The following is a 25,628-nucleotide window of genomic DNA, read 5'->3' on the forward strand; positions in this document are numbered from 1 at the left end:
TGCTCTGTGGTGGTGCGGCGGATGCGTGCTGCGTGAGGTTGGGGGCGTGCGACGAAGGGGCGGAGCCGTTGGCTCCGCCCCTTGTCGTGTGGTGTGGTCAGACGCGCTTGAAGAGCAGGGCGCGCTTCACTTCCTGGATCGCCTTGGTCACCTGGATGCCTCGGGGGCAGGCGTCGGTGCAGTTGAACGTCGTCCGGCAGCGCCAGACGCCGTCGACGTCGTTCAGGATGTCGAGCCGCTCCTCCGCGCCCTCGTCGCGCGAGTCGAAGATGAAGCGGTGGGCGTTGACGATGGCGGCCGGGCCGAAGTAGGAGCCTTCGGTCCAGTACACCGGGCAGCTGGTCGTGCAGCAGGCGCAGAGGATGCACTTCGTGGTGTCGTCGAAGCGCTCGCGGTCGGCCACCGACTGGACTCGTTCGCGGGTCGGCTCGTTGCCGTAGGTGATCAGGTAGGGCTTGACCGCGCGGAACGCCTCGAAGAACGGTTCCATGTCGACCAGCAGGTCCTTGTGCACCGGCAGGCCCTTGATGGGCTCGACGGTGATCGTGGTCTGCTTGCCGCCCGAGGACAGCAGGTCCTTCAGCAGCACCTTGCACGCCAGGCGGTTCACGCCGTTGATGCGCATCGCGTCCGAGCCGCAGATGCCGTGCGCGCACGACCGGCGGAACGTGAGCGTCCCGTCGAGGTACCACTTCACGTAGTGCAGCAGGTTCAGCACGCGGTCCGACGCCAGGGCCGGGATCTCGAACGAGTCCCAGCGCGGTTCGTCGTCGAACTCCGGGTTGAACCGGCGGACCTTCAGGGTGACGGTGATCGCGCCGTCCGGGACCGGGGGCTGGGAGCCGCGCGAGCCCGTGGACACTTCAGCGGTAGCGGTCATCAGTACTTGCGCTCCATCGGCTGGTACCGGGTGAACGTCACGGGCTTGTAGTCCAGGCGGATGTCCGCCGACAGGCCCTCACCCTGCTTGTAGTACATGCTGTGGCGCATGAAGTTCGTGTCGTCGCGGTTCGGGTAGTCCTCGCGGGCGTGACCGCCCCGGGACTCCTTGCGCGCCAGCGCGCCGACGACCAGGACCTCGGCCAGCTCCAGCAGGAAGCCCAGCTCCACGGCTTCCAGGAGGTCGGTGTTGAACCGCTTCCCCTTGTCCTGCACGGTGATCCGCTGGTAGCGCTCCTTGAGCGCCTGCACGTCGTGCAGGGCCGTCTTGAGCGTGTCCTCGGTGCGGTACACCGACGCGTTGGCGTCCATGGTGGCCTGGAGCTCGGTGCGGATGTCCGCCACCCGCTCCTGGCCGTGCTCGGACAGCACCAGCGCGACCTGCGCCTCCACCTGGGCGGCCGGGTTCTCCGGCAGCTCCACGTGCTCGTGCGCGTTGGCGTACTCGGCGGCGGCGATGCCCGCGCGCCGACCGAACACGTTGATGTCCAGCAGGGAGTTGGTGCCCAGGCGGTTCGCGCCGTGCACCGAGACGCACGCGCACTCGCCCGCCGCGTACAGGCCGGGGATGACGTTGTCGTTGTCCCGCAGCACTTCGCCGTGCACGTTGGTCGGGATGCCACCCATCGCGTAGTGCGCGGTCGGGTACACCGGGACCGGTTCCTTCACCGGGTCGACCGCGAGGTAGGTGCGGGCGAACTCGGTGATGTCGGGGAGCTTCGTCTCCAGCACCTCGGCGCCCAGGTGCGTGCAGTCCAGCAGCACGTAGTCCTTGTTCGGACCCGCACCGCGTCCTTCCAGCACCTCCAGGGCCATCGAGCGGGCCACGATGTCGCGTGGCGCCAGGTCCTTGATGGTGGGGGCGTAGCGCTCCATGAACCGCTCGCCGGACGCGTTGCGCAGGATCGCGCCCTCGCCGCGCGCGCCCTCGGTGAGCAGGATGCCCAGGCCCGCGAGACCGGTCGGGTGGAACTGGTAGAACTCCATGTCCTCCAGGGGCAGGCCCTTGCGGAACACGATGCCCATGCCGTCGCCGGTCAGCGTGTGGGCGTTCGACGTGGTCTTGAAGACCTTGCCGAAGCCGCCGGTCGCGAACACCACGGACTTGGCCTGGAAGACGTGGATCTCACCGGTCGCCAGCTCGTAGGCCACCGCGCCGGTGCAGACCGGGCCGTCCTCGGTCTCGGACAGGCAGATGTCGAGCACGTAGAACTCGTTGAAGAACTCGATGCCGTGCTTGACGCAGTTCTGGTACAGCGTCTGGAGGATCATGTGGCCGGTGCGGTCGGCCGCGTAGCACGCCCGGCGCACGGCCGCCTCGCCGTGGTTGCGGGTGTGGCCGCCGAACCGCCGCTGGTCGATCCTGCCCTCGGGCGTGCGGTTGAACGGCAGGCCCATCTTCTCCAGGTCGAGGACCGCGTCGATGGCCTCCTTCGCCATGATCTCGGCGGCGTCCTGGTCGACCAGGTAGTCGCCGCCCTTGATCGTGTCGAAGGTGTGCCACTCCCAGTTGTCCTCCTCCACGTTGGCCAGCGCGGCGCACATGCCGCCCTGCGCGGCGCCCGTGTGGGAACGCGTCGGGTAGAGCTTGGTGAGCACCGCCGTGCGGGCGCGCTGGCCGGACTCGATCGCCGCGCGCATCCCGGCGCCGCCGGCACCGATGATGACGACGTCGTACTTGTGGAACTGCATTTCGAGGTACTCCCGCGGCGATCAGTCGGTGATGTTCGGGTCGAAGGTGAAGATCACGTACGTGCCGAGGGAAATGATCAACACCATCGACGCGTACAGCAGCACCTTGAGCCAGAACCGGGTGGCGTCCTTGCGGGCGTAGTCGTTGATCACGGTGCGCAGCCCGTTGCCGCCGTGGATCTGCGCCAGCCACAGCATCGCCAGGTCCCAGAACTGCCAGAACGGCGACGCCCAGCGGCCCGCCACGAACCCGAAGTTGATGCGGTGCACACCGCCGTCGAGGACGTTCATGATGAACAGGTGGCCCAGCACCAGCACCACCAGCGCCACGCCGGAGATGCGCATGAACAGCCAGCTGTAGAGCTCGCCGTTGCCGCGGCGCGCGGCGGGGCGGCGCGGGGACCGCGGCTTGTCCAGGATCAGCTCGCTCATGGTCAGTGACCCCCGAACATGTCGGACACCGTGCGGACCAGCATGAAGTAGGTACCCGGGATCATCACGAGCACCCACACCGCGAGGATCGCCCAGAGCATCTGCCGCTGGTACTTCGGGCCCTTGGCCCAGAAGTCGACGAGCATCACGCGGATGCCGTTGAGCGCGTGGTAGAGCACCGCGCCGACGAGGCCGACCTCGAACAGGTTGACGATCGGGTTCTTGTAGGTCTCGATGACCTTGTCGTACGCGTCCGGCGACACCCGTACCAGGGCGGTGTCCAGGACGTGCGCGAACAGGAAGAAGAACGTCAACACACCGGTGATGCGGTGGGCGACCCAGGACCACATGCCCAGATCGCCACGGTAGAGCGTGCCGCCTCCTCGGGAGGTGCCCGACCGCTCGGTTGCGGTGGTGCCGGCCATGCGCAACGGCCTCCAGCGTCAGTGGTGGACTGGTCTCCCGTGCTATGGGGACCTTGACCCTCGGATGCTAGACCCGCGTGCTCCGCGCGACCCAATGGCCGCGTCCCTGTGTGAGCGGAAGAACAGCTGCCGTACTCTTTATCAATTCACCTCAATGGTGACGTGCGCTACCTGCTGCGAATGGTGTCCACATGAGACGTCATAGGTCAGCGGTAGTGGATCACGTGCAGGCCCAGAACGCCGTCGTCGGTCAGGTCCGGCGGTTCCCGGCGCATTCCGTCGGCCAGTCGCAGGCCGCCCTCCACCCGGCGCGCGTTCACCACGAGGCCGACGGTTTCGCGGCCGCGCCGGTCCAGCCGGCGGATCCAGACCAGGGCCATCGAGCCGACCGGGAGAGCGGTGAACTCGTCGAGAACGTCACTCCACCGGGTGTGCGTGCTGGTGCTGGACACCTCGCCGAGCCGGCGCAGGGTCGGGGTGAACCAGGCGGCCGGGCCGGGTGCCGGCGGCGGGGGCAGGCCGGGCTCGCCGGCGTCCCAGCGCTCCAGCCACGGCCACGGGTCGGAGTTGGGCGGGTTGAACGGCCGGTGGCCCGCCTTCCTGGGCACGACCAGCGCGGCGTCGAGCATCTGGTCGCGGAAGTCGCCGGACGCGGCGAAGTCGCGGGTGGTGCAGGCGAACAGCCAGCCGCGGTCCAGTTCGTCGTCGGGCGACGGGTCCACCAGGACGACCTGGCCGCCGTAGGTGTCGGCCAGGTGGCGCTCGGCCTTGCGGACGGCGTCGGCGAGGGTGGCGCCGTCGTCCGGGGGCGCGGCCGGTCGCGGGCGGTGGAACCGGGCCAGGACCAGGCGTTCGACCGTGGCGGTCTCCAGGTCGGCGAGGCCGCCGCGCAGGCCGTCCAGCACCGCCACGTCGGTCCCGTCGTGGTGCGCGTAGACGAGGTGGCCGGTGACTTCCACGCCGGCGAGCTGCCTGCGCACCCACACCACGCCCCTGGTGCCGGGGCCGGCCGCGCGGACGGCGGACACCACGTCGTTCCAGTCGGCGCAGACCGAGGTCTCCGCGTCCGGGAAGTGGTTCGCGCGCAGGCGGTCCCACCAGCCCGGACGTTCGTCCGATGGCCGCCACGGCAGGGCGGACGCGGGCGCGCGGTCCACCACGGCGTCCACGGTGACCACGCTGTTGCGCGCGTTGACCCGCCACACCCAGTCACGTTCGGCGGGCGCGTGCCACCCGGTCGCGTCCTCGCCGATGCCGAGGTCGGCGAACGGGCGGTCGTTGGGCAGCGGGAACGGGGCGTCCCCGTTCTTCGGCACGGCCAGCGCGGCGGCCAGCATGGGCTGGGTCTCGTCCCGGAACCGGCAGCCGAACACCGCGACCCGGCCGGTCTCCAGCAGCGGGTACCGGGTGGGCTCGGCTCCGCCGCCGTAGACCCGGCCGAGCCACTGCTCGGCAGTGCCTCGTGGATGCGTCACAGGTACCTCATCGGGCTCGTCGGGTCGGCGGGGTCACGGGACGGTCGACAGCGGTGGCGGGGCTGAACCGCTCGCGCCGGGCGGCTGTGGCGGTCCGGCCGGCTGGGGTGCGGCCGGCTGGGGTGCGACCGGTTTCGGCAGGTCGGGCAGGGGGATGAACTGGATCTTCACCGCGTCGCGTTCCAGCCGGGCCGGCCGGTTGTTCTGCGAGTCGTAGAAGGTCACCCGCTGCCCGTCGTTCCAGCCGTTGAACACGTGCCCGGTGCCGTCGCTGCGGGTGATGCCCACGCTGACGTGCGCACCGGGCTTCGCCGCCAGGTGGTCCACCACCTCGTGGTAGTTCGCGGCGGTCCGGAAGGTCGTGCCGAAGGTGTTCTCCAGGTAGCTGCCCTGCGCGGGGGCGGGCAGCGGTGGTGCGGCGACCGGCTTGCCGTGCAGCGTCAGGTGGGTCGCGATGACGCAGTTCGTGCAGTTGACGTCGTGACCGGGCACGGCCGCGTCGAAGTTCGCCCGGTTGACCTGGGCGAGGCCGGGGTAGTTGTCGTCCGCCCACTTCGCGGCGGCGGCGTCGTCGGCGAACGCGTCGAAGTGCTTGGTGCCGACGGGCAGCCACTTGCGCAGTTCGGCCTGGTGCTCGGCGTCCTGCCGGGCGTCGAGCTGCCGCTCGACCAGCTTCCGCTCGGTCTCCTGGCGGGTTTCCAGCTGCTGGTCCACCTGGTCGCGTTCGAGCTGCTGCTTCGCCTTGAGCTGCTGCTCGACCGTCTGCCGTTCCAGGTCCTGCTTGGCCTTGAGCTGCTGGGAGGCCTGGTTGTACTCGGCGAGCTGCTGGTTGTCGAACTGCTGCTGGGCCTGCTGACGTTCCTGCTCCAGCCGGGTGTTGAGCTGCTGTTCGACGTTCTGGCGTTCGATCTGCTGCTGCTGGAGGAGTTGCTGTTCGACGTTCTGGCGCGCGCTGTCCTGGTTGACCAGCAGCTGCTGCCACAGCGGGTTCGGGTCGAACGACCCGGGCGGCGACTGGGCGAGCCGGGCGCGCAGCTCTGCCTCGGCCTGCCGGCGCTCCAGGTCCTGGTTCTGCCGCACCTGGGCGACGACCTGCTGCTGGTGGACCTGCTGGGCGCGTGCCAGGTCCTGGGTGACGCGCTGGTACTCGGCGCGCAACCGGTTCGTCAGCTCGTTGGCGGCGGTGGTGCGGTCCTGCTGCTGCTTGGCGATCAGGTCTGCCTCGACCTTGGCGCGTTCGGCGTCGAGCTTGGCGCTCAGCGTGTTGCTCGCGGTCTGGTACTCGGTCTGCTGCCTGGCCGTGAGGTCGTTGGCGACCTTCTGCTTCTCGGCTGCCTGACGGGCGGCGAGGGCGTTGCTCTCCGCCGTGCGCTCGGCCAGCTGCCTGGCCGCCAGGTCGCCGGTCGCCTTGTCCCGCTCGGCCTTGAGCTGGTCGGGGGTGGGTGCCGGCGTCCCGTTCGGCGTGGCGGCGGTGGACGTGGCGGCGGTTGATGTGGTGGTGGTCGATGTGGCGGTGGTGGACGAAGGGGCCGTGGCGTCGGGGGTGCCGTCGACCGGGGCTCCGAAGCCGCGGGTCAGGGTGGCCGCCGGACCGCCGAAGGTCTGGGACGAACTGCTCGCGGGTGCTTTGAACGCCTTTGACGTGGACGCCGCCGGGACCGACCGCTCGGCCGGCTTCGAGGTCGATGCGCTGGTGGACGCTTCCGCGTTGGGCGGGACCTCCGTTCGGGTGCTCGTGCTCGGAGCGGTTTCCGCGTTCTGCCGGACCGGCTGCCGGCTGTGCGGGTCCTGGCCGTCCGAGGGGTTGTGGTCGTCCGGCGGGGTCTGCGCCTGATCGTCCGGCGGCGGGCTGTTGAAGGCGTCGATTCGCTGGTCGAGCGCCTTCTTGGCGTCCCACCACTTCTGCTGCTGGGGCTGGACCTCGTTGCGACGGTTCTCCAGGTCCTCCTTCAGCCCCGGCCGCTGCTGGACGAGGGCGTCCTTGGCGTCCCGCGCGGCGTCGAGCTTGCCCTGCGCCTCGTCCAGTTCCGCTCCCGCCGCGTCGGCGACCGTCGCGGCGTCGGCCAGGTTCTTGTTCGCCGTCACGGCGGCAGCGTTCTTGGCCTGCACGTCCTTCTCGGCGGCCTCGAAGCGCTTCTCCGCTTCCTTCAGGGCGGCGTCCGCGTCCTTGACCTGCTGTTCGAGCGCCGGCACACCACCCTTCCGGTCGTCGAGCTCCTGGTTGAGCGCGACGGACTCGCCCTGCAAATCTTCCAGGGCCTTCTGCTTCGCCTCCAGGTCGGCCCTCGCGTCCACGACCTGCCGGCCGAGGTCGGTCTCCACCGGGTCCGGGGCTTGGCCCTCCGGCGGCGCGGGGCGGTTGGTCCGGTGGTCGGTCAACGCCTGTTCGGCCGCCTTCACGGCGTCGGCGGCGGTCCTCACGTCCTGCGCCGCGGTGTCGATCCCGGCGTTCAGCTCGGCGAGCGCGGTGATGGTCTCGTCGATCTCCGCCTTCGCGTCTTCGAGGGCGGCGTTCGCCGACTCCAGGTCGCTCCCGGCGGCGTCGAACTCCTCGGCCCGCGTGTCGAGCGTCTGGTTGGCGGTTTCGAGGTCCGTCGCCGCTTCGTCGGCCGCCGTTTCGAGCGGCGGGAGCTTCGCGGCTTCCTGGTCGTACCTGGTCCGGGCCCCGTCGACCTCGCCCTGCGCGTCCTTGATCGCGGCCGAGCCGGCTTTGATCTCCAGTTCGAGGTCGTCGATCGCGTGCTGGGCCGCCTCGACCGCCGCTTCGGCGGTCCGCCAGTCGGCGCCGGCCTTCTTCACGTCGTCCTGGAACGGGTCCAGGTCGGCGAGCTGCTTGTCCAGCAGGGTCTGCGCCTCCGGCGCGGGCATCCGGACCTGCGCCGAGCCCGGCACCTTCAGCTCGACCACGCCGGTCCGGCCCTTGCCCAGGTCCGCGACGATCCGGTACTCGACGTCGAACTCGACCAGACCGGTCCGGCCTTCCTTCTTGAGGTCGTTGATCTTGTTGTTCGACGCGCCGCCGACGCCGGCGTCCGACACCTCGCCCGCGTGCCTGAACTCCAAGCCGGGGGTGCCGAACAGGCCGCCCTCGTTGACCTTGGTGGTCAGACCGCCGGTCGGGCCGCCCACGACCACGTCGTTGATCTCGGTCTTCTTGGCTTCGCTGGACGTCGTCCTGACCGTCGTCCGCGGGTTCTCCAGCTTCACGCCGTCGCTCAGCCCGGCGAGCGTCGGGTTGACCATCTTGGCGTACACCTTGACGTCCGCGTGCTGGCTGAAGGTCAGCGCCGCCTCGTGGAGGCCCGGCACGGTCAGCGGACCGGTGAGCATCCCCGGCAGCTGCGGCTGGAGGCTCTCCGAGCTGAGCGCGGAGTACAGCGAGTTCAGCGAACCCGTGCCCTTGTCGGTGAGACCGGGCTTCGCGCCCGCCTTCTGCAACGCCTCGACGGCCGCGGCGCGCAGGTCCTTGGCGCCGCGCAGGGTTTCGACCGACGCGGACGGCGGCAGGGGCTTCGCCGCGGCATCCGTCTGCCACGCCTCGGCGTCGGCGTTCGGTGTCGCGCTGGGCGGGAGCGGGGGGTTGTCGGGCGTGCCGGTGGTCGGCGCGGTGCTGGTGTCGGGCGCGGTGGTCGGTGCGGCGTTCGGCGCGCTGCTGCCGTCCGGTGTCGTGCCGGCGTTCGCGGCGGTGTCGGTGTTCGGTGCGCTGCTGGTGTCCGGTGCGGTGTTGGTCGGGGTGGACGGCTTGACGGCGATCTTCTGGTTGTCCGCGTGCAGCCGCACGCTCATGTCCTGGGTCGCGGTCCTGGCCTCCCCGACCTTCTTGTTCCCCTTCTCCACCACCAGTTCGAAGGTGACCGGCACGTCGAACCTGGCGACCGGCCCGCCGGCGACCCGCTTGTGGCCGACCTGGTCGGTGGTGGCGTCGGTGACCGCGCTGTTCCTGCCCTGGCTGTGGTTCACCGCCAGCGAAGCGCCCGCCGAGCCGGAGTTGTTCGGCAGCGTGCTGCCGGGCAGACCGCTGCCGGGCACCTTGAGACCGACGCCCCAGGCGGTCGCCTTGCCCTGGCCGACGGTGGTCTTCGTGCCGCCGGCGATGATGTGCTCGACGTCGACGCCGTCGTTGGCCATGCCGGTGAACCTGGGGTCGCCGGTCACCGCCGTCAGCGTGACCTGGTAGGTGTCCTTGCCGAACGTGCCGGGCTTGTGCACCAGCAGCGGCACGCCGCCGTCCAGCGCGCTGTCCATGAGCGCCTTGACGCTGGTCGGCGAGGTCAGGTCGACCAGGCGCCGGAGGTTGTTCATCGAGTCGTCCAGCACGGACGGCGGGATGAGGTCGGTGCCGTTCTTCTTCAGGTCCGCGGCCAGGTCGTCGACCAGCTTGGGCAGGTCGTGCGGCAGCTTCTCGATCATGCCCAGGCCCAGCGAACCCGGCTGGTCGGGGCGCAGCGACTTCGGCGGCGCGAGCTTCTGCTCGTTGTCGACGCTGCTGTCTGCGCTGTCGTCGGCGGTGTTGTCGGTGTCGGTCGGCTCCGGGTGGGTGCCGCCGGTCGGGTCCAGCACGCCAAGGCCCCGTGCCACGTCCTCGCTGACCCGCACGAACACGCCGCCGGGCAGGTCGACCTCGACACCGTCGGTGTCGGTCCGGCCCTTGGACAGCGTGTTGCCCGCGCGGCTCTCGGCGACGACCGTCACCTTGGCGTCCATCCGCACCAGCACGGTCCGCCCGGACGCGGGCACGACCTTGACCCGGTCGACGTTGCCGCCGACCTCGTTGCCGGAGGACTTCGACTTCGACCACGGCGTCCACTTCGCGATGGCGCCCACCGCGCCCTGACCGGTCGGGTTCGCCGTCGGCTTCGCGGGCAGGTTCAGCCCGGCCGCGAGTTCCACCGCCTTGGTGTCGACCGTGCTGTCACTGGCCTTGAAGCCGCCGCTGGTGGTGGTCTCGGTGCCGGTCTTGTCCGAGACGGAGACGAGCTTGGGCCCGCTCAGCTCGACCTTGGCGCCGATCGCGCCGATCCGGTCCTGGTACCGGCGGCCGTACTTCATGCCGCCTTCGTGCACACCGGTCTCGGCCATCCTCGTCAGGTTGGCCTTCATGGCCTCCGGGCTGAACAGCTTGTCGATCTGGTTGCGCGCCGCGGTGCCCGGCACGGTCAGCGCGGAGTCGCCGTTCGCGGCGTTGGTCAGCGCGGTGATCGCCGCCTGCTTCACCGCTTCGGTGTTCACCACCGCCTCCACGTGCAGGATCTCCGGCGCGGGCGGGCGGGGCGCGGTGAGCATCTGCTTGATGTCGGTCTTGACCGCCAACGGGGTCGCGACCGGCGTGCCCGGCTTGTTCGCCTTCTGGTCGGTGTCGAACGTCGAGCTGTCCGACGCCCAGAGCTTGACCTTGCCGTCGATCTGCCCGATGTCCACCACCTTCGGCCCGCCGCCGCCGGTGGTCGCGACCACCTTGGCGATCGGCGGCTGGGCGCCCGGCAGACCCGGCGTGATCCGCTTGACCCACGCCCGGTTGCGGCTGAACTCGGTGATCTCGACCTTGATCGCCACGTCGTGCTCGAACACCTGGGCGTCGGACGCGCCGACGTTGAGCCCGGAGCTGTTCACCGACGGGCCGGCGGTCGTCTTGACCGCCGTGGTGTCGATGCGCTTGATGCCGGCGGAGGGGGTGGGCGTGAGGTCGGTGGAGCCGGGCGTGGTGGGGATGGTGACCTTGGCCTCCAACCCGATGCTGCCGCCCTTCTGGACGGTGGTGGAGCTGTCCAGCTTCGGTCCGGAGCCGCCCCAGTTGCGCACGTTGTGGGCGTCGACCTGGCCGAGGTGCTTGGGGTCGGTGAGCTCCGCGGTGACCTTGATGTTGACGAAGTCGTTGGTGGCCAGGCCCTGCCGCTTCAGCTGCACGTTCACGCCCGGCCCGATCAGGCTGTCCATCTTCGCCTTCAGCGCGGTCGGCGACAGCTCGGTGTTGAGCTTGCGCTGGTTGTTCAGCTGCTCGACCAGGTCGGCGAAGTTCTTGCCGCCCTTGGGCGGATCCGCCTTCGGCGCGGTCGCGGGGTCGGCGGCGGGACCGGCTGTCGGGTTCGTCTTCGGGTCGTTCCAGTCGGGCAGGAAGCCGTCGAAGCCCGGCAGTTTCCGCAACGCCGCCTCGACCTCGGCCTGCACCCGGCTCGCGGGCGTGAACTCACCCACCTTGATGTTGCCCGCGGCGAGGTCGGTGGCGAGGTAGGGCGGCTCGAACTTGGTGTCGGCGGTTCCCGGCTTGGTCAGCGCGGTCGGCCCGTTGTCCGGCGTCGGCAGGCCGTGCGCGGCTGCTTCGGGCAGACCGATGCGCATGTAGGCGGTCGCCGAGATGGGCACGCCGGCGCCGTTGGAGGTCCGCACCTCCAGTTCCACGCCGACCTTGTACAGCCCGGTGTCGCCCTTCACCTGGATGCCGGACCGGTTGCCGGTGCTCGTGCCGACGTTCGAGGTCTCGGTGATCCTGGCCGAGTAGCCGCCGACCACACCACCCGTGCCGCCGAGCTTGCCGGAGACCTGCAGACCGCCACCGACCCCGACGTTGACGTCGAAGCCGCTCCTGGTGTTGGTGCCGACCCCCGTGCTGGTGTTCGCGATGTCGTGCAGGCGCAGCTGGGCGTCCGGGTTGGTGCCCAGCAGTTCGACGTCCGTCTTCAGGGTGGCCTTCATCTGCACGGCGCCCGCGTAGCTGGAGTGCGGGCTCGCCAGTTCCGGCGAGGTGACCCAGCCGTTGAGCATCGCGCCGAGGTTGTCGCGGATCGTGGTGGGGCTCAGGAACTCCCGCAACGCGGTCCGGCCCGGCGCACCGAGCTTCGTCACCGACGGGTGCAGCTTGTCGGCGATGGTCTGGAACGCGTCGGAGTCGACGTCGGTGACCGCCTCCGGCGCCACGTGCTCGACCTTGGAGCCCCAGTCGGCGCTGGGGGCGACGGCCGGCTTGACCGGGACGTGCGGGGTCGGGCTGACCAGCTCGTCGGGGATCTGGACCGTGGTGTCGACCGCCGCGTCGGGCTGCGACGTGACCGTGACGGGGGTGCCGACCGGCTTGTTGCCCGCGTCGGTCAGGGTGACGGTGTAGGTCACCGGGATCTTGGCGGTGGTCGAGTTCCCACCCGACCGGATCGCCCGTTGGTCCACCGTGGACGTCTGCACGGTGGTCGTCGCGGCCGGCCGGGCGAGCGGGACCTTGCCGCCCACCGTCACGTACGGACCGGCGCCCCTGCCTCCCGTGGCGGAGAACGCCAACTCGCCGCCGGTGGCGGTGGAGGTGGCGGTGTTCGCCGTCGCGCCGCTGTTCGCGGTGAAGTCGACCTTGGTCCTGGTGGGGGGCGCGCTGATCGCGCCGGCCTCGTTGGTCGGGGTGTCCAGGTGGGCTTGGACGTTCGCCTCGAACCACTTGTTGCCGACCCTGATCTGGAAGTTCCGGCCGTTGCCGAGGAACGACTCGAAGTCGTTGGTCAGGGCCGATTCGATCTGGTCCACGCCGACGGGGGTGGCGTTGGGGTTGTTGGGCAGCAGGCCGTTCACGGCGGTCGTGACCGCGGGCGCGCCGTTGACGTCGGTGACCGCGATCGCACCCAGTGCCTGGCCGGTCTGGAAGAAGTCGGGGATGTTCAGGGAGGGCAGGACCTTGGGCGTCGCGGGCGGGTTCTGCTGGTTGCCGCCCTGGTCCTGGTTGTTGTCCTGGTCTTGGTTCTGGTCCTGGTCGGAGTCCTGGTTCTGGTTCTGTTGCTGGTGAGTGTTCGGGCCGGTGTCGGGCGTGGTGGTCTTCACCGGCTGCATTTCGAGGTCGGTGCCGGTGTTCGTGGTGGGGTTCGCCCTCGACTTGCTGCCGGACGCGAACGGGTTCTTGAACGAGAACTTCGGTTTGGGTGCCGACGGCGGCTGCGAGGTGCCCGCGGTCTTCTTCGTGGTGGAAGGGCTCTGAGCCCTTTCGGTGTTCTTCGGCTGAGTGCCGGGCTGGATCGTGGCGGGCTGGATCGTGGCGGTCTGGGCCGGCGGGATCTTCGCCGTGGTGCCGCTGCCGGACGGCGTGCCGGTGTTCGGGATCGTCGGCTTCGGCGCCGGTGGAGGGGTTGAGGACGAGGCGGTCGGTGCCTTGCTGACGGTGCCGTTGCCCGGCGGCGGGGTGGGCGCGTCGAACGTGCCCTTGCCCGGCCCGCCGGTGTACTTGCTCGACCGTTCCGACGCTCCCGCGCCACCCGGCGTACCGGGCGCGCCACCCTTCGGCGGCACGCCGCCCGCGAACGGAGGTGCGACGGCACCGCCCTTGGCCGGCGCGGCAGTGGTGCCCACCGGAGGCGGAGCCAACGACGTGCCGCCCACCGCGGTCTTCCCGCCGGGAGGCAGATCCGGCGTCCCGACGCCCTTGCCGCCGCCCGGACCACCGACCCCGGCCGCACCGATGCTGCCCGCACCGACCCCGGCCGGGATGCCGGCCCCACCCGGGACGCCGCCCCCGCCCCCGCCCTTCGCGCCTCCTGGAGCGCCGCCCGGAGCGCCCGGAGTACCGCCCGGAGTGCCCGGAATCCCGCCGCGCGCGCCCGGAGTACCGCCTGGAGCGCCCGGAGTACCGCCCGGCGCGCCTGAATTTCCGCCCGGAGTACCCACACCACCCGACGTTCGGGATTTCGTCCCCGGAGCACCGTTCGGCCCGCCTGCCGGACCGGTGAACGGCATCACGCCAGGTCCACCGACGCCCTTCGGCCCACCGCCAGGCGTTCCACCGCCACCCTTCGGCGCGTTGACCGACCCGACCGCAGGCCCACCCGATCCCTTGGACCCGCCCGAAGGTCCGGTTCCCGCACCGCCGCGCGGACCGCTGACCGGCCCTACCGCAGCCCCGCCGGCTCCCTTCGGCCCGCCGGAAGCGCCGGTCCCGCCGCCGCCCTTGGGCGCGTTGACGGGTCCGACCGTCGGCCCGCCAGTGCCCTTGGGTCCGCCGGCAGGCCCGGTTCCCGCGCCGCCCTTAGGCGCGTTGACGGGTCCGACCGTCGGCCCGCCAGTGCCCTTGGGTCCGCCGGCAGGCCCGGTTCCCGCGCCGCCCTTGGGCGCGTTCACCGGTCCGACGGCCGGTCCGCCCGGACCCTTCGGTCCACCCGAAGGCCCGGTTCCCGCGCCGCCCTTCGGCCCGGTGACCGGCCCGACCGTCGGCCCGCCCGATCCCTTTGGCCCGCCGGCAGGCCCGGTCCCGGCACCGCCCTTCGGCCCCTGCGACGGAGTCACCGAAGGACCACCGGTCTTCGGCCCGCCGGTCGGCCCGCCACCGGGTTGGCCGGGCGGCCGTTGGGCGTTCGCGTCGGGGTTGAACTTGTTGAACTCGCGGCGGCTGTTGGCGTCCGTGTTGACGTGCGTCTGCTGCGTCGCCTTCAGACCCGCCTGGACGTTGCCGAACGTCGTCGCCGCCCGTTCCGCCTGCGCCACCGAGTTGTTGTTCGAGTTGTTCAGGGCGGGCACCGCGAACAAGCCGATCGGGCCAAGCGCGTTGGGGCTCAGTTGCAGCCCCCGCAGCCCCCCGGTGATCGCGTTCATCCTGGACTGGAAGTCGCCCGCCTTGCCCTGGAGGCCTTCCATGGCCGAACTGCTCATGCCGAACCCGGACGTGCCCGTCGGCCCGCCCACCGGTGGCGGCGGAGGGCCCGGCGTGGGACTGGGCGACGGGCTGGGACCGGGCGACGGGCTGGGGTTGCCGCCGCCGGGGTTCTTCGGGGCCATGAGCGGTGCTCCGGACGACTAGGCGGGACGACTAGACCTGGACGTTGGGTGCGTCGGTGCGCTGACCGGTGCCGGTCTTGTCCTGGTACTTGGACTGGTAGTCCTGGTACGAGGACTTGGCCGCCTCGCCGGAGGCCTTGGCGTCGTTCGCCGCGGCCTCGGCGCGCCTGCCCGCCGCTTCGGCCTCCTCCGAGGCGCGCTCGGCGGCGGCGATGTCGGCCTCGCTGCCGGTCCGGAACGCCTTCGCGTTGGCCTCGGACGCCTTCGCGTTGGCCTCCGTGAAGTCGACGTTGGCCTGCTCGTACCTGGCGTTGGCGTCCTTGGCCGCGTTGTTCTTGGCGGTCAGGTCGCTCTCCGCCGCGGTCCTCGCCGGGTCCGGCGGACCGCCGGGGTTCTGCCGCTTGTAGTCCTCGTAGGCCTTCTGCTGCGCTTCGTCGGTCGACTTGGTGGCGCCCAGCGCCTCGTTCGACTTCTTCGACGCGTCGGCGAGGTCGCGCGCCTCCTTGGCCGCGGCGCTCGCGTCGCCGGCCGCCTGGGCGCGGGCCGCGTCCGCCTCGGCCTTGGCGGCGTCGTACTTGGCCTTCGCCTGGTCGAACGCCGCCTGGTCGCCGGACGCGGCCGCCTTGTTCAGCGCTTCGGCCGCGTCGTTGGCCTTCCTGTTCGCCGCGGCGGCCTTGTCCGAGGAGTCGTTGAGCTTCTCGTTGGCCGTCTTGAGCTCCTCGGCCTCCTTCTGCTCCTTCTTCTTGGCGTCCTCGTACTTCTGATTGGACTCTTTGGCTTCCTTGTTCGCCTGGTCGACCTTGTCCTGGTCGTCGTCCTGCTTCTTGCCCTTGTCGATGTCCTTGTCGACGTCGTCGACGGCCTTGTAGCCCTCCCAGCCGATCTCGCCGACGTCGGCGATGTTCTCGAACCGGTCCCAGCCCTTGTCGATCTTCTTCATGATGTCGTCGAGCTTGCCGATCCGGGACATCTGCCGGCCCAGCGCGGCGACCAGCCGCGCGATCCGGGCGGCGACGTTGGTGGCCAGCGCGACACCCCGGCCGACCGCGAAGCCGATGAAGATCGGGATGGACGCGCCGAAGGAGGGGATCATCGCGGCGGCGGCGGCCAGTGCGCCGGCCAGCAGCGAGCCGAGGAACTGGGCGATCAGGTCGCGCACGATGTCCCGCAGGACCTGCACCAGCATGCCGCAGACGGCGACGATCTTGGCCTTCGTCTCCAGCGCGCTCGCCAGGTCGTCGAGCTCCTTGCCCATCGCCTCCATGCTGGCCGAGAACCGCTCGGACGCCTGCCCGGTCCACCCGTCGAAGGTGACCAGGCCCTGCTTGTGGTCCTCGGCGAGCACGCGCATGTCGACCGCCTGCTTCTTGGTGGCGTCGACGTTGGCCTGGATGTTCTCCGGGTCGCCCATCAGCTGGTCGAAGCCCTCGCGGATGAACGAGATGTGCTCGATCAGCCACCCGATGCCCGCGCCCAGGATGCTGCCGAACGGGTCGGAGACGAACATCGCCACCGAGGACGCCGCACCGATGGCGTTGAACGTGATGTCCAGGACGCGTTCGGTCTCCGACTCGGCGTCCTTGCCGATCGAGTCGATCAGCCCGTCGAACGCCTCGACGAACAGCGAGCCCTTGAACTTGTTCTCCTCGGTGATCTCGATCCCGGGAGGCGCCGCGATGGGGGTGTCGGGGGCGGTCATGGCATGGCCTTCCTAGGTCACCAGGGCTGGTTCTCGTCGTCGTCCTCGTCGTCCCGGCGGGCCGGGCGGACCGGCTTCGGCGGCGCGACCGGCTGGGGCCTGACCTGGACGCGTGGCGGCTGCGGCTCCGGTTCGGGCTCCGGGTCGTGGTCGTCCGCGCCGGTGGTGCCGTCGGCGTCGGGCTCGCCGCCGGCGGTGGTCGTGGCGTCGATGACCAGCCGCATCGCCTCGGTGCCCGCGCCCATGGGCGCGAACGCCTCCACGACCTTCCGCGCGGCCTGCGCCTGGGCGGTGCGGGCGGTGGTCATGATCAGCGCGGTCAGCCGGGCCGGGCCGAGGTCGCACGCCCGGTGGCCCAGTTCGAGGTTCAGCAGCCCGCCGTTGGGCCCCACGGTGACCGTGACCGCGCCGTCGTTGCTGGTGACACGGGCGTTCGCGGCGGCGACGTTCTCCTGGAGGTCGGCCGACTTCTGCTTCAGGTCCGCCAGGCGCGACTCGTAGTCGTCCAGCCATTGCCGGGGGTCCAAACTGCCTCCTCCAGTGGATACCGCTGCACCCTGGAGTCCACCGAAAGTCACCAACGCCGCCCCAACGCCCCACCAACGGGGGCCCGCCACAGCTCCCCCGCCCCCATACCCGCCCCTCTTCACCCCGCCCCTTCGCCCCCGCCCCTTCGCCCCCGCCCCCGCCCCCCGCTCCTTCGCCGCGCGCCCCCACCCGCACCCCCGCGAGGCCGCGTCGGTGTGTCGCGGTGCGGAGCAGGTCGATCACGTTTTTCGATCGGCCTGCTCCGCACCGCGATGCGCCGACTCCCAGGCGGCCGAGCCGTCCGAGCGGAGCTCGGACAGACAACACAGCCGGCACCAACGATTAGGTCACGTGCGGGCCGGTACGCGCGCGGTCGTCGTTACTACGGGGTACGGTTCGCCACTCGGAAAGAAGCCCGACGACGCTGTCGGGATTTGTCTGCTCGATGAGCAGGGAGGGAGACGAGCCGTGCGTCGTCGAATGCGTGGCATCGCGGTGGCCGCGATCGCGCTGACCAGCGTTCTGTCGATGGCCGCCTGTGCCAAGGACAGCGGTGGGACCAACTCCGGTTCGACCGACAACGCCTCGGGCGGGTGCAAGCTGGCGGACAAGCCGCCGGCCGCCGCCGGGACGTCCAGCAGCACGTCGGCCGGCGAGAAGGTGGACGGCAGCGCGCTCAAGGTCGGTCTGGCCTACGACATCGGCGGACGCGGTGACGCGTCGTTCAACGACTCCGCCGCCGCCGGCCTGGACAAGGCCAAGGCCGACTTCGGCGTCTCCGAGGTCAAGGAGCTGACCGCCGCCCCGAACGAGGCGGAGGACGCCAAGCAGACCCGGCTCCGCCAGCTGGCGAGCGAGGGCTTCAGCCCGATCATCGGGGTGGGCTTCGCCTACGCCGAGTCGCTGAAGGTCGTCGCGCCGGAGTTCCCGAACGTCAAGTTCGCCATCGTGGACGGCGCGGTGGAGGGCGCGGCGAACGTGACGCCGCTGGTGTTCGCCGAGGAGCAGGGCTCCTTCCTGGCCGGTGTGATCGCCGCCTACCAGTCCAAGACCTGCAACGTCGGCTTCATCGGCGGGGTGAAGATCCCGCTGATCCAGAAGTTCGACGCGGGCTTCGAGCAGGGCGCCAAGGCGGCCGCCCCGGACATCAAGATCGAGAAGGCCTACCTGACCCCGGCGGGCGACTTCACCGGCTTCCAGGACCCGGCCAAGGGCCAGGAGGCCGCCAAGGGCCGCATCGAGGCGGGCTCCGACGTGCTCTACCACGCCGCCGGCGCGTCCGGCAAGGGCGTCTTCTCCGCCGCGAAGGCCGCGAACGTCAAGGCCATCGGCGTCGACTCCGACCAGTACAACCAGTCCACCGTCGCGGAGTCCAAGGACGTGATCATCTCGTCCATGCTCAAGCGCGTCGACGTGGCGGTCTACGACTACGTCAAGGCGGTCGCCAAGAACGACCTCGCGAGCCTGCCGAAGGTGTTCGACCTGAAGGTGGACGGCGTCGGCTACTCCACGTCCGGTGGCAAGATCGACGACAACCTGAAGGCCGTGCTGGAGGGCTACAAGGCCCAGATCATCGAGGGCAGGATCAAGGTGTCGGACAAGCCGACCAGCTGATCCGGCCGTACCGCACCGGGCCTCGCGAGACACCTCCTCGCGAGGCCCGGTGCGTGGTCTCGACCCCGGACCCAGACGGAGCCGAAGAATGAGCACCAGCACCCCTGCCACCGCCGGCACCCCTGCCGTCGTCCTGTCCGGCATCACCAAGCGGTTCCCCGGTGTGGTCGCCAACAGCGACGTGCACCTGACCGTGCGGGCAGGCGAAGTGCACGCGCTGTGCGGTGAGAACGGCGCGGGCAAGTCCACGCTGATGAAGATCCTGTACGGGATGCAGCAGCCCGACGAGGGCACCATCGAGGTCGCCGGCAGGCAGGTCCGGTTCAGGTCCCCGGCGGACGCCATCAAGGCCGGCATCGGCATGGTCCACCAGCACTTCATGCTCGCCGACAACCTGACCGTGCAGGAGAACGTCGTGCTGGGCGCGGAGGCGCTGCACGGCATCGGCGGCAAGGCCCGCCGGGTCATCCAGGACCTCGCCAAGGCCACCGGCCTCACCGTCGACCCCGGTGTGCTGGTCGAACGCCTCGGCGTGGCCGACCGCCAGCGGGTGGAGATCCTGAAGGTGCTCTACCGGGGCGCCGAGGTGATCATCCTGGACGAGCCGACCGCCGTGCTGGTGCCGCAGGAGGTCGACGAGCTGTTCACCACCCTGCGCGGGATGCAGGAGCGCGGCTTCACGTTCCTGTTCATCTCGCACAAGCTGGACGAGGTGCGCGCGATCGCCGACTCGGTGACGGTGATCCGGCGCGGCACCACGGTCGGCACCGCCGACCCGAAGGCGGTGAGCTCCCGCCAGCTGGCCGAGATGATGGTAGGCAGCGAGCTGCCCAGCCCGGAGACCCGCGAGTCCACCGTCACCGACCGGGTCGTGCTGAACGTGCAGAACCTCGGCCTGGTGGCGGAGGAGGGCACCCGCCCGGTGCTCGACTGCATCGACCTGGTCGTGCGGTCCGGTGAGGTCGTCGGCATCGCGGGCGTGGAGGGCAACGGGCAGACCGAGCTGGTCGAGACGATCATGGGGATGCGCAGGGCGTCCCACGGCCGCGTGCTGCTCGGCGACCGGGACCTGACCAGGCTCGGCACGCTGGCCCGCCGCGAGGCGGGCATCGGCTACGTGCCGGAGGACCGCCACCGGCAGGGCCTGCTGCTCACCCAGCCGCTGTGGGCCAACCGGATCCTCGGCTACCAGACCCGCGAGCCGGTGTCCAAGGGGCAGTGGCTGGACCTGGCCGGCGCGAAGAAGGACACCCGGCGGATCGTCGAGGAGTTCGACGTCCGCACGCCCGGCATCGACGTGCCCGCCGCCGCGCTGTCCGGCGGCAACCAGCAGAAGCTCGTGGTGGGCCGGGAGCTCTCGGGCGACCCGGTGCTGCTCATCGCCTCGCACCCGACGCGCGGGGTGGACGTCGGCGCGCAGGCGCTGATCTGGGACGAGATCAAGCGCGCGCGGGCGCGCGGGTTGGCCGTGCTGCTGATCTCCGCCGACCTGGACGAGCTGATCGGCTTGTCGGACACCATCAAGGTGATGCTGCGGGGTCGGCTGGTGGCCGACGCGGACCCGTCCTCGGTCACCCCGGAGGACCTGGGCAGCGCGATGACCGGCGCGGGCGCCACGAGCGCCGCCGTCGCGGAACTGGAAGGCGAGTAATGGGAATCCTGCGCGGCAAGCTGCTGCCGCCCGCACTGGCGATCCTGTTCTCCGCACTGCTTTGCGGCATCGCGCTGGTGGTGTCCGGCGCGAACCCGGCGGAGGCGTTCGGGGCGATGGTGTCGCAGGTCGGCGAGGGCACGACCGCCGTGGACATCGTCAACAGCACCGGCACGTACTACATCGCGGCGCTCGCGGTGGCCATCGGGTTCCAGATGAACCTGTTCAACATCGGGGTCGAGGGGCAGTACCGGGTCGCGGCCGTGGTCGCGGCGGTGGTCGGCGGCTCTATCGCGCTGCCGCCCGGCCTGCACGCGCTGGCCGTCATCGTGGTGGCCGCGCTGGTGGGCGCGCTGTGGGCGGCGGTCCCGGCGGTCCTCAAGGTCACCCGGGGCGTGAACGAGGTCATCTCCACGATCATGATGAACGGCCTGGCGCTCGGCCTGGCCGCGTACCTGATCCGGGACGACGTGTTCGGCGAGCTGCGGGGCAACAACATCCGCACCCCGGAGATCCCGGAGAGCGGCTGGGTGCCGGGCATCCCGCTCGGGTCGTCCGGCACGGTCTTCGGCCTGGTGTTCCTGGCCGCGCTGCTGGGCATCGGCTACTGGGTGATGATGAACCGCACCCGGTTCGGCTTCGAGCTCAAGGCCTCCGGCGAGTCGTCGACCGCCGCGGCGGCGGGCGGGGTCAGCGCGAAGAAGATGGTGCTGATCGCGATGCTGCTGTCCGGCGGCATCGCGGGTCTGGTGTCGATGCCGGAGATCCTCGGCCGCGACCACACCTACAACCTGAACTTCCCGGCGGGCATCGGGTTCTCCGGCATCGCGATCGCCCTGCTCGGCCGCAACCACCCCGGCGGCATCGCGTTCGGCGCGCTGCTCTGGGCGTTCCTGGACAAGTCGGGGCTGGCGCTGGACAACGTCGGTGTGCCGAGGGAGATCGTGACGATCATGCAGGGCGCGATCGTGCTGTCGGTCGTGGTCGCGTACGAGGTGGTCCGCCGGTTCGAGCTGGCCGCCGAACAGCGCCGGGTCGGCAAGCAGCTGGGGACGGTGGCGGCATGAGCACCTCGTTGATGAACCCCTCCGAAGCGCCGTCCACCGTTCCGCCGCCCCGGAAGTCCCGCCGGCTGCCCGGCTGGGCCGTCGGCGTGCTGGGCGTGGTGGGCGCGATCGTGCTGCTGTCCACCACCTCGTACCTGACCGACGTGCCGCAGCTGACGTCGAACGGCACGATCCAGACCGCCGTGCGCCTGGCGCTGCCGATCCTGCTCGCCGCGCTCGGCGGTCTGTGGGCGGAACGCGCGGGCGTGGTGAACATCGGCCTCGAAGGCATGATGATCATGGGCACGTGGGGTGCCGCGTGGGCCGGCTACCAGTGGGGTCCGTGGGCCGCGCTGCTGTCCGCCGCCGTGTTCGGCGCGCTGGGCGGCCTGCTGCACGCGATCGCCACGGTGTCCTTCGGCGTCAACCACATCGTGTCCGGCGTGGCGATCAACCTGCTCGGCGCGGGCATCACCAAGTACCTGTCCACGCTGATCTTCTTCCCGATCTCGCACAACCCGCGCGAGTCCCCGGCCGTGCCGAAGTTCGACACCTACTCGGCGCCCGGCATCTCCGACTGGCTGGCCGGCCTCGAAGCGCAGCAACGGGTCGGGCTGTCCGACGTGGCGGGCATCCTGCGCGGCCTGATCACCGGCGTGTCCCCGTTGACCATGCTGGCGATCGCGCTGGTGGTCGGCAGCTACCTGGTGCTCTGGCGGACCCGGTTCGGCCTGCGGCTGCGGTCGTGCGGCGAGAACCCGGTGGCGGCGGAGTCGCTGGGCGTCAACGTCTACCGGCACAAGTACATCGCGGTGATCGCGTCCGGCGCGCTGGCCGGCATCGGCGGCGCGGCACTGGTGCTCAACCCCGGTCAGCCGGGGTACCTGGAGGGCCAGACCAACGGCCGCGGCTTCATCGGCCTGGCCGCGATGATCTTCGGCAACTGGCGCCCCGGCGGGCTGCTCGGCGGCGCGGCGCTGTTCGGCTACGCGGACGGCCTGCAACTGCGCAGCGGCGGCAAGACGTTCCTCGCGCTGATCTACGGTGCGGTGCTGCTGCTGGGCGTGATCGTGATCTGGCAGCTGGTCCGGCGCCGGTGGTTCGCGGCGGCCGGCGGGATCGTCGCGGCGGTGGTGCTGTACGCGGTGTACTACAGCGTCGACGAGGTGCCCAGCGAGCTGACGACCTACGCGCCGCACCTGGTGACGTTGATCGTGCTCGCCGTCGCGTCGCAACGATTGCGGATGCCCGCGGCCGATGGCGTGGTGTACCGCCGTGGTTGACCGGGACGCGGTCGACTGGGACGACCTGCGGGCACGGGCCGTCGCCGCCGCGCAGTCGGCGTACTGCCCGTACTCGGGCTTGCGGGTCGGCTCGGCCGCGGTGTGCGACGACGGGCGGGTCGTGGTCGGCTGCAACGTGGAGAACGCGTCGTACGGCGTAGGGCTCTGCGCCGAGTGCGCCATGGCCGGGCAACTGCGCCTGACCGGCGGCGGGAAGTTCGTCGCCGTCGCCTGCCGCAGCGGTGAGGGCGAACTGCTCATGCCGTGCGGCCGGTGCCGGCAGGTGCTGTTCGAGCTCGGCGGTCCCGACTGCCTGGTCGACACACCCTCCGGCGTGCTGCCCATGAGCCGGGTGCTGCCCGACGCCTTCGGACCGGAGGACCTGCCATGACCCACACCGCCGTGGACGTGATCAGGGCGAAGCGGGACGGCCACCGGCTGTCCGACGCCCAGGTCGACTGGGTGGTCGACGCCTACACCAGGGGCGCGGTCGCCGACGAGCAGATGTCGGCGCTGGCCATGGCGATCTTCCTGAACGGCATGGACGCCGCCGAGACGGCCCGCTGGACGCGCGCCATGGTCCGCTCCGGCACGTCCCTGTCGCTGGACGTCGGGCGGCCCACCGTCGACAAGCACTCCACCGGCGGGGTGGGCGACAAGATCACGTTGCCGCTGGCTCCCCTGGTGGCCGCGTGCGGCGCGGCCGTGCCCCAGCTGTCCGGGCGGGGCCTCGGGCACACCGGCGGCACGTTGGACAAGCTGGAGTCGATCCCGGGTTGGCGGGCGCAGCTCTCCGTGGACGAGGTGACCGCGCAGCTGCGGGACGTCGGCGCGGTGGTCTGCGCGGCGACCGAGGGCCTGGCGCCGGCGGACCGGAAGCTGTACGCGCTGCGGGACGTGACCGGGACCGTCGAGTCGATCCCGCTGATCGCCAGTTCGATCATGTCGAAGAAGATCGCCGAGGGCGCCGAGGCGCTGGTGCTGGACGTGAAGGTCGGGTCCGGGGCGTTCATGAAGACCGAGGCGCGGGCGCGGGAGTTGGCGCGGGCGCTGGTGTCCATCGGGGTGGACCACGGGTTGCGGATCTCGGCGCTGCTGACGGACATGTCGGTGCCGCTGGGGCGCGCGGTCGGCAACGCCGTGGAGGTGGCCGAGTCCGTGGAGGTGCTGCGCGGCGGCGGTCCGGCGGACGTGGTGGAGCTGACCGTGGCACTGGCGGCGGAAATGCTGTCCCAGGCGGGGATCGCGGCCGATCCGGCGGCGGTGCTGGCCAGTGGCGAGGCTTTCGAGACGTGGGCGCGGATGATCCGGGCCCAGGGTGGCGACCCCGATGCCGCCTTGCCGGTCGGTGCGCACAAACACGTGGTGGAGGCCGCGGAGGACGGCGTGCTCACCGCGCTGGACGCCTACGCCGTGGGGGTGGCCGCCTGGCGGCTGGGTGCCGGACGTGCGCGCAAGGAGGACCCGGTGCAGGCCGGGGCCGGTGTGCTGTGCCAGGCGAAGCCGGGGGACAAGGTCGCCAAGGGCCAGCCGCTGCTGGAGCTGTACACCGACACACTGGACGCGTTGGCCGGTGCCTTGGCGGTGCTCGAAGGCGCTTACGCGATCGGTGACACCGCTCCGCCGCTGAGGCCGCTGGTCATCGACACCATCCGGGGCTGACTGTCGTCAGGTATCGCGTTCGGCGTTGTACAGCATCGGGTGAACGGCTGAATCCGTGCCCGTGAGCGAGTAGAAACCCGGTCATGAAGCGACTCGGGGTTCTGCTGCTGGTGGTGTGCGCGCTGTTGGGTCTGGCGGTGCCGGCTTCGGCTTCCGTCCGGCGGTACGAGGGGGAGATCGGTGGTGCGGCGTACCGGGTGATGGTGCCGTCGGACTGGAACGGCACGCTGGTGCTGTGGAGTCACGGCGCGTACGGCGCGCCGCCGTCGAGGATCGCGTTGACGGATCAGCCCGCGACCGAGGACTATTTGCTGGCCAGGGGGTTCGCGCTGGCCGGCTCGCAGTTCCGCACCACCGTGGGGTGGTCGCTGGAGGACGGGTTACGGGACCAGATCGCCCTGCTCGACTGGTTCCGGCGCACGGTCGGCACCCCGCGCCGCACCATCTCGGCCGGTGAGTCGGTGGGTGGCGCGACGGCGACCGTGCTGGCCGAGCGCAATCCTCGGCGGTTCGACGGGGTGCTCACGCTGTGCGGCGCGGTGGGCGGCGGGGCGTCGTACTGGAACTCCGGGCTCGACGTGATGTTCGCGGTGAAGACCCTGCTCGGGGTGGACATCGAGTTGGTGGAGGTGGCCGACCCGGAGGCCAACCAGGCGAAGGCCTTCCAGGCGATCGAGGCGGCGGGCGACGACCCGGTCGGCCGGGCGCGGATCGCGCTCGCGGGCGCGCTGGGCGACCTGCCCGGCTGGTTCGACCCGACCGCGCCCCGGCCGACCGGGCTGGTGGACCAGCTCCACTGGACCCGGGTGTGGGCGCAGCACTTCCGCACCGGTGCGGTCGGGGTGGGTCGGGCCGACCTGGAGCGGTGGGCGGGCGGCAACCCGTCCTGGAACATCGGCGTCGACTACCGCCGGGTGCTCGAACGGTCCAGTGAGAAGTCGTTGGTGCGTCAGGCGTACGCGGCGGCCGGGCTGGACCTCGACGCCGACCTCGCCCGGCTGGCCGGCGCGCCGCGCGTCACCGCCGACCCGTCCGCCGTGGCGTACCTGGCCAGGACCAGCCTGCCGATCGGCGTCAACCCCTGGCCGGTGGTGACGGTGCACAACGTCGCCGACGGCCTGCTGCCGATCTCCAACCAGACCGCGTACCGCGACCGCGTGCACCGCGAGTCCGACCTGCGCCAGTACCCGGTCGACCGGGCGGGGCACTGCCGGTTCACCGCGTCCGAGGAGATCACCGCGTTCGGCACGCTGTTCGACCGGTTGGCCGACGGTGCCTGGCCCGCCACCGACCCGGCCACGCTCAACACCGCCGCGTCCGCCTTCGGACCGGACAAGCAGGTCGTGCGCAACCCGCTGACCGGCGAGGACGCCGTGGTCCGACCGGCGTTCTCCGACCACCGGCCCGGCCCCTACCCGCGCCCGCTGCCGTTCTGAACGCCGAGAAG

Annotated in this window: 16 protein-coding genes; 8 read left to right on the top strand and 8 right to left on the bottom strand. The window is 71.0% G+C overall.

Annotation, left to right across the window (positions count from 1 at the left end; all coding sequences use genetic code 11):
• Window positions 1-97: 97 nt before the first annotated feature.
• The 6 genes from FHS29_RS07930 to FHS29_RS07955 form a co-directional block, all read right to left on the bottom strand.
• Entirely contained in the window at window positions 98-880 is a 783-nt protein-coding gene (locus FHS29_RS07930) for a succinate dehydrogenase iron-sulfur subunit (protein ID WP_184689615.1), read from the bottom strand.
• Window positions 880-2,631, bottom strand: coding sequence for a succinate dehydrogenase flavoprotein subunit (gene sdhA / locus FHS29_RS07935; RefSeq protein ID WP_184689617.1), 1,752 nt, complete (start codon window positions 2,629-2,631; stop codon window positions 880-882). Before sdhA ends, FHS29_RS07930 begins: the two co-directional genes overlap by 1 nt.
• Window positions 2,632-2,652: 21 nt before the next feature.
• Window positions 2,653-3,063, bottom strand: a complete 411-nt coding sequence (locus FHS29_RS07940; RefSeq protein ID WP_184689619.1) for a succinate dehydrogenase hydrophobic membrane anchor subunit — start codon at window positions 3,061-3,063, stop codon at window positions 2,653-2,655.
• A gap of 2 nt (window positions 3,064-3,065) precedes the next feature.
• Complete coding sequence (sdhC, locus tag FHS29_RS07945) at window positions 3,066-3,488, bottom strand: succinate dehydrogenase, cytochrome b556 subunit (RefSeq protein WP_184689621.1); 423 nt, start codon at window positions 3,486-3,488, stop codon at window positions 3,066-3,068.
• A gap of 206 nt (window positions 3,489-3,694) precedes the next feature.
• Window positions 3,695-4,963 carry a YrhB domain-containing protein gene (locus tag FHS29_RS07950; RefSeq protein ID WP_184689623.1) on the bottom strand — a complete coding sequence of 423 codons (1,269 nt, stop codon included), beginning with the start codon at window positions 4,961-4,963 and terminating at the stop codon, window positions 3,695-3,697.
• Window positions 4,964-4,996: 33 nt separating this feature from the next.
• A complete protein-coding gene (locus FHS29_RS07955) occupies window positions 4,997-13,309 on the bottom strand; it encodes a toxin glutamine deamidase domain-containing protein (protein WP_221455495.1) in 8,313 nt (2,770 codons plus the stop codon).
• Between the two features lie 988 nt (window positions 13,310-14,297).
• Between FHS29_RS07955 and FHS29_RS07960 the strand changes: the two genes are divergently transcribed.
• Complete coding sequence (locus tag FHS29_RS07960; protein WP_184689627.1) at window positions 14,298-14,720, top strand: hypothetical protein; 423 nt, start codon at window positions 14,298-14,300, stop codon at window positions 14,718-14,720.
• A 9-nt stretch (window positions 14,721-14,729) separates the two neighbouring features.
• Here the strand turns inward: FHS29_RS07960 and FHS29_RS07965 are convergent, their stop codons facing one another.
• The gene (locus tag FHS29_RS07965) at window positions 14,730-16,397 is read right to left on the bottom strand and encodes a hypothetical protein (protein ID WP_184689629.1); all 1,668 of its coding nucleotides are present in this window, start codon (window positions 16,395-16,397) and stop codon (window positions 14,730-14,732) included.
• A gap of 17 nt (window positions 16,398-16,414) precedes the next feature.
• Complete coding sequence (locus tag FHS29_RS07970; RefSeq protein ID WP_184689631.1) at window positions 16,415-16,924, bottom strand: YbaB/EbfC family nucleoid-associated protein; 510 nt, start codon at window positions 16,922-16,924, stop codon at window positions 16,415-16,417.
• Between the two features lie 481 nt (window positions 16,925-17,405).
• Here FHS29_RS07970 and FHS29_RS07975 point away from each other — a divergent pair, with 481 nt between their 5' ends.
• The 7 genes from FHS29_RS07975 to FHS29_RS08005 all read left to right on the top strand — a co-directional run bounded on the left by FHS29_RS07975 (window position 17,406) and on the right by FHS29_RS08005 (window position 25,617).
• On the top strand, window positions 17,406-18,539 hold the full coding sequence (locus FHS29_RS07975) for a BMP family lipoprotein (RefSeq protein WP_184690067.1): 1,134 nt from the start codon (window positions 17,406-17,408) through the stop codon (window positions 18,537-18,539).
• An 88-nt stretch (window positions 18,540-18,627) separates the two neighbouring features.
• On the top strand, window positions 18,628-20,190 hold the full coding sequence (locus FHS29_RS07980; protein ID WP_184689633.1) for an ABC transporter ATP-binding protein: 1,563 nt from the start codon (window positions 18,628-18,630) through the stop codon (window positions 20,188-20,190).
• On the top strand, window positions 20,190-21,257 hold the full coding sequence (locus FHS29_RS07985) for an ABC transporter permease (RefSeq protein WP_184689635.1): 1,068 nt from the start codon (window positions 20,190-20,192) through the stop codon (window positions 21,255-21,257). The genes FHS29_RS07980 and FHS29_RS07985 overlap by 1 nt, the downstream gene beginning before the upstream one ends.
• A complete protein-coding gene (locus FHS29_RS07990; protein WP_184689637.1) occupies window positions 21,254-22,519 on the top strand; it encodes an ABC transporter permease in 1,266 nt (421 codons plus the stop codon). Before FHS29_RS07985 ends, FHS29_RS07990 begins: the two co-directional genes overlap by 4 nt.
• Window positions 22,512-22,910, top strand: a complete 399-nt coding sequence (locus tag FHS29_RS07995) for a cytidine deaminase (RefSeq protein ID WP_376774393.1) — start codon at window positions 22,512-22,514, stop codon at window positions 22,908-22,910. Before FHS29_RS07990 ends, FHS29_RS07995 begins: the two co-directional genes overlap by 8 nt.
• Window positions 22,907-24,181: a thymidine phosphorylase gene (locus tag FHS29_RS08000; protein ID WP_184689641.1), complete on the top strand. Its 1,275-nt coding sequence runs from the start codon at window positions 22,907-22,909 to the stop codon at window positions 24,179-24,181. The genes FHS29_RS07995 and FHS29_RS08000 overlap by 4 nt, the downstream gene beginning before the upstream one ends.
• 83 nt (window positions 24,182-24,264) lie before the next feature.
• A complete protein-coding gene (locus FHS29_RS08005) occupies window positions 24,265-25,617 on the top strand; it encodes an alpha/beta hydrolase family protein (protein WP_184689643.1) in 1,353 nt (450 codons plus the stop codon).
• The last annotated feature ends 11 nt before the right edge of the window (window positions 25,618-25,628 follow it).

It is taken from the genome of Saccharothrix tamanrassetensis (genome assembly GCF_014203665.1).
Lineage (GTDB): Bacteria > Actinomycetota > Actinomycetes > Mycobacteriales > Pseudonocardiaceae > Actinosynnema > Actinosynnema tamanrassetense.

Coding starts and splice junctions, on each gene's coding strand:
- FHS29_RS07930 (WP_184689615.1), bottom strand. CDS start 880: ATGACCGCTACCGCTGAAGTGTCCACGGGCTCGCGCGGCTCCCAGCCC.
- sdhA (WP_184689617.1), bottom strand. CDS start 2,631: ATGCAGTTCCACAAGTACGACGTCGTCATCATCGGTGCCGGCGGCGCC.
- FHS29_RS07940 (WP_184689619.1), bottom strand. CDS start 3,063: ATGAGCGAGCTGATCCTGGACAAGCCGCGGTCCCCGCGCCGCCCCGCC.
- sdhC (WP_184689621.1), bottom strand. CDS start 3,488: ATGGCCGGCACCACCGCAACCGAGCGGTCGGGCACCTCCCGAGGAGGC.
- FHS29_RS07965 (WP_184689629.1), bottom strand. CDS start 16,397: ATGACCGCCCCCGACACCCCCATCGCGGCGCCTCCCGGGATCGAGATC.
- FHS29_RS07975 (WP_184690067.1), top strand. CDS start 17,406: ATGCGTGGCATCGCGGTGGCCGCGATCGCGCTGACCAGCGTTCTGTCG.
- FHS29_RS07980 (WP_184689633.1), top strand. CDS start 18,628: ATGAGCACCAGCACCCCTGCCACCGCCGGCACCCCTGCCGTCGTCCTG.
- FHS29_RS07985 (WP_184689635.1), top strand. CDS start 20,190: ATGGGAATCCTGCGCGGCAAGCTGCTGCCGCCCGCACTGGCGATCCTG.
- FHS29_RS07990 (WP_184689637.1), top strand. CDS start 21,254: ATGAGCACCTCGTTGATGAACCCCTCCGAAGCGCCGTCCACCGTTCCG.
- FHS29_RS08000 (WP_184689641.1), top strand. CDS start 22,907: ATGACCCACACCGCCGTGGACGTGATCAGGGCGAAGCGGGACGGCCAC.
- FHS29_RS08005 (WP_184689643.1), top strand. CDS start 24,265: ATGAAGCGACTCGGGGTTCTGCTGCTGGTGGTGTGCGCGCTGTTGGGT.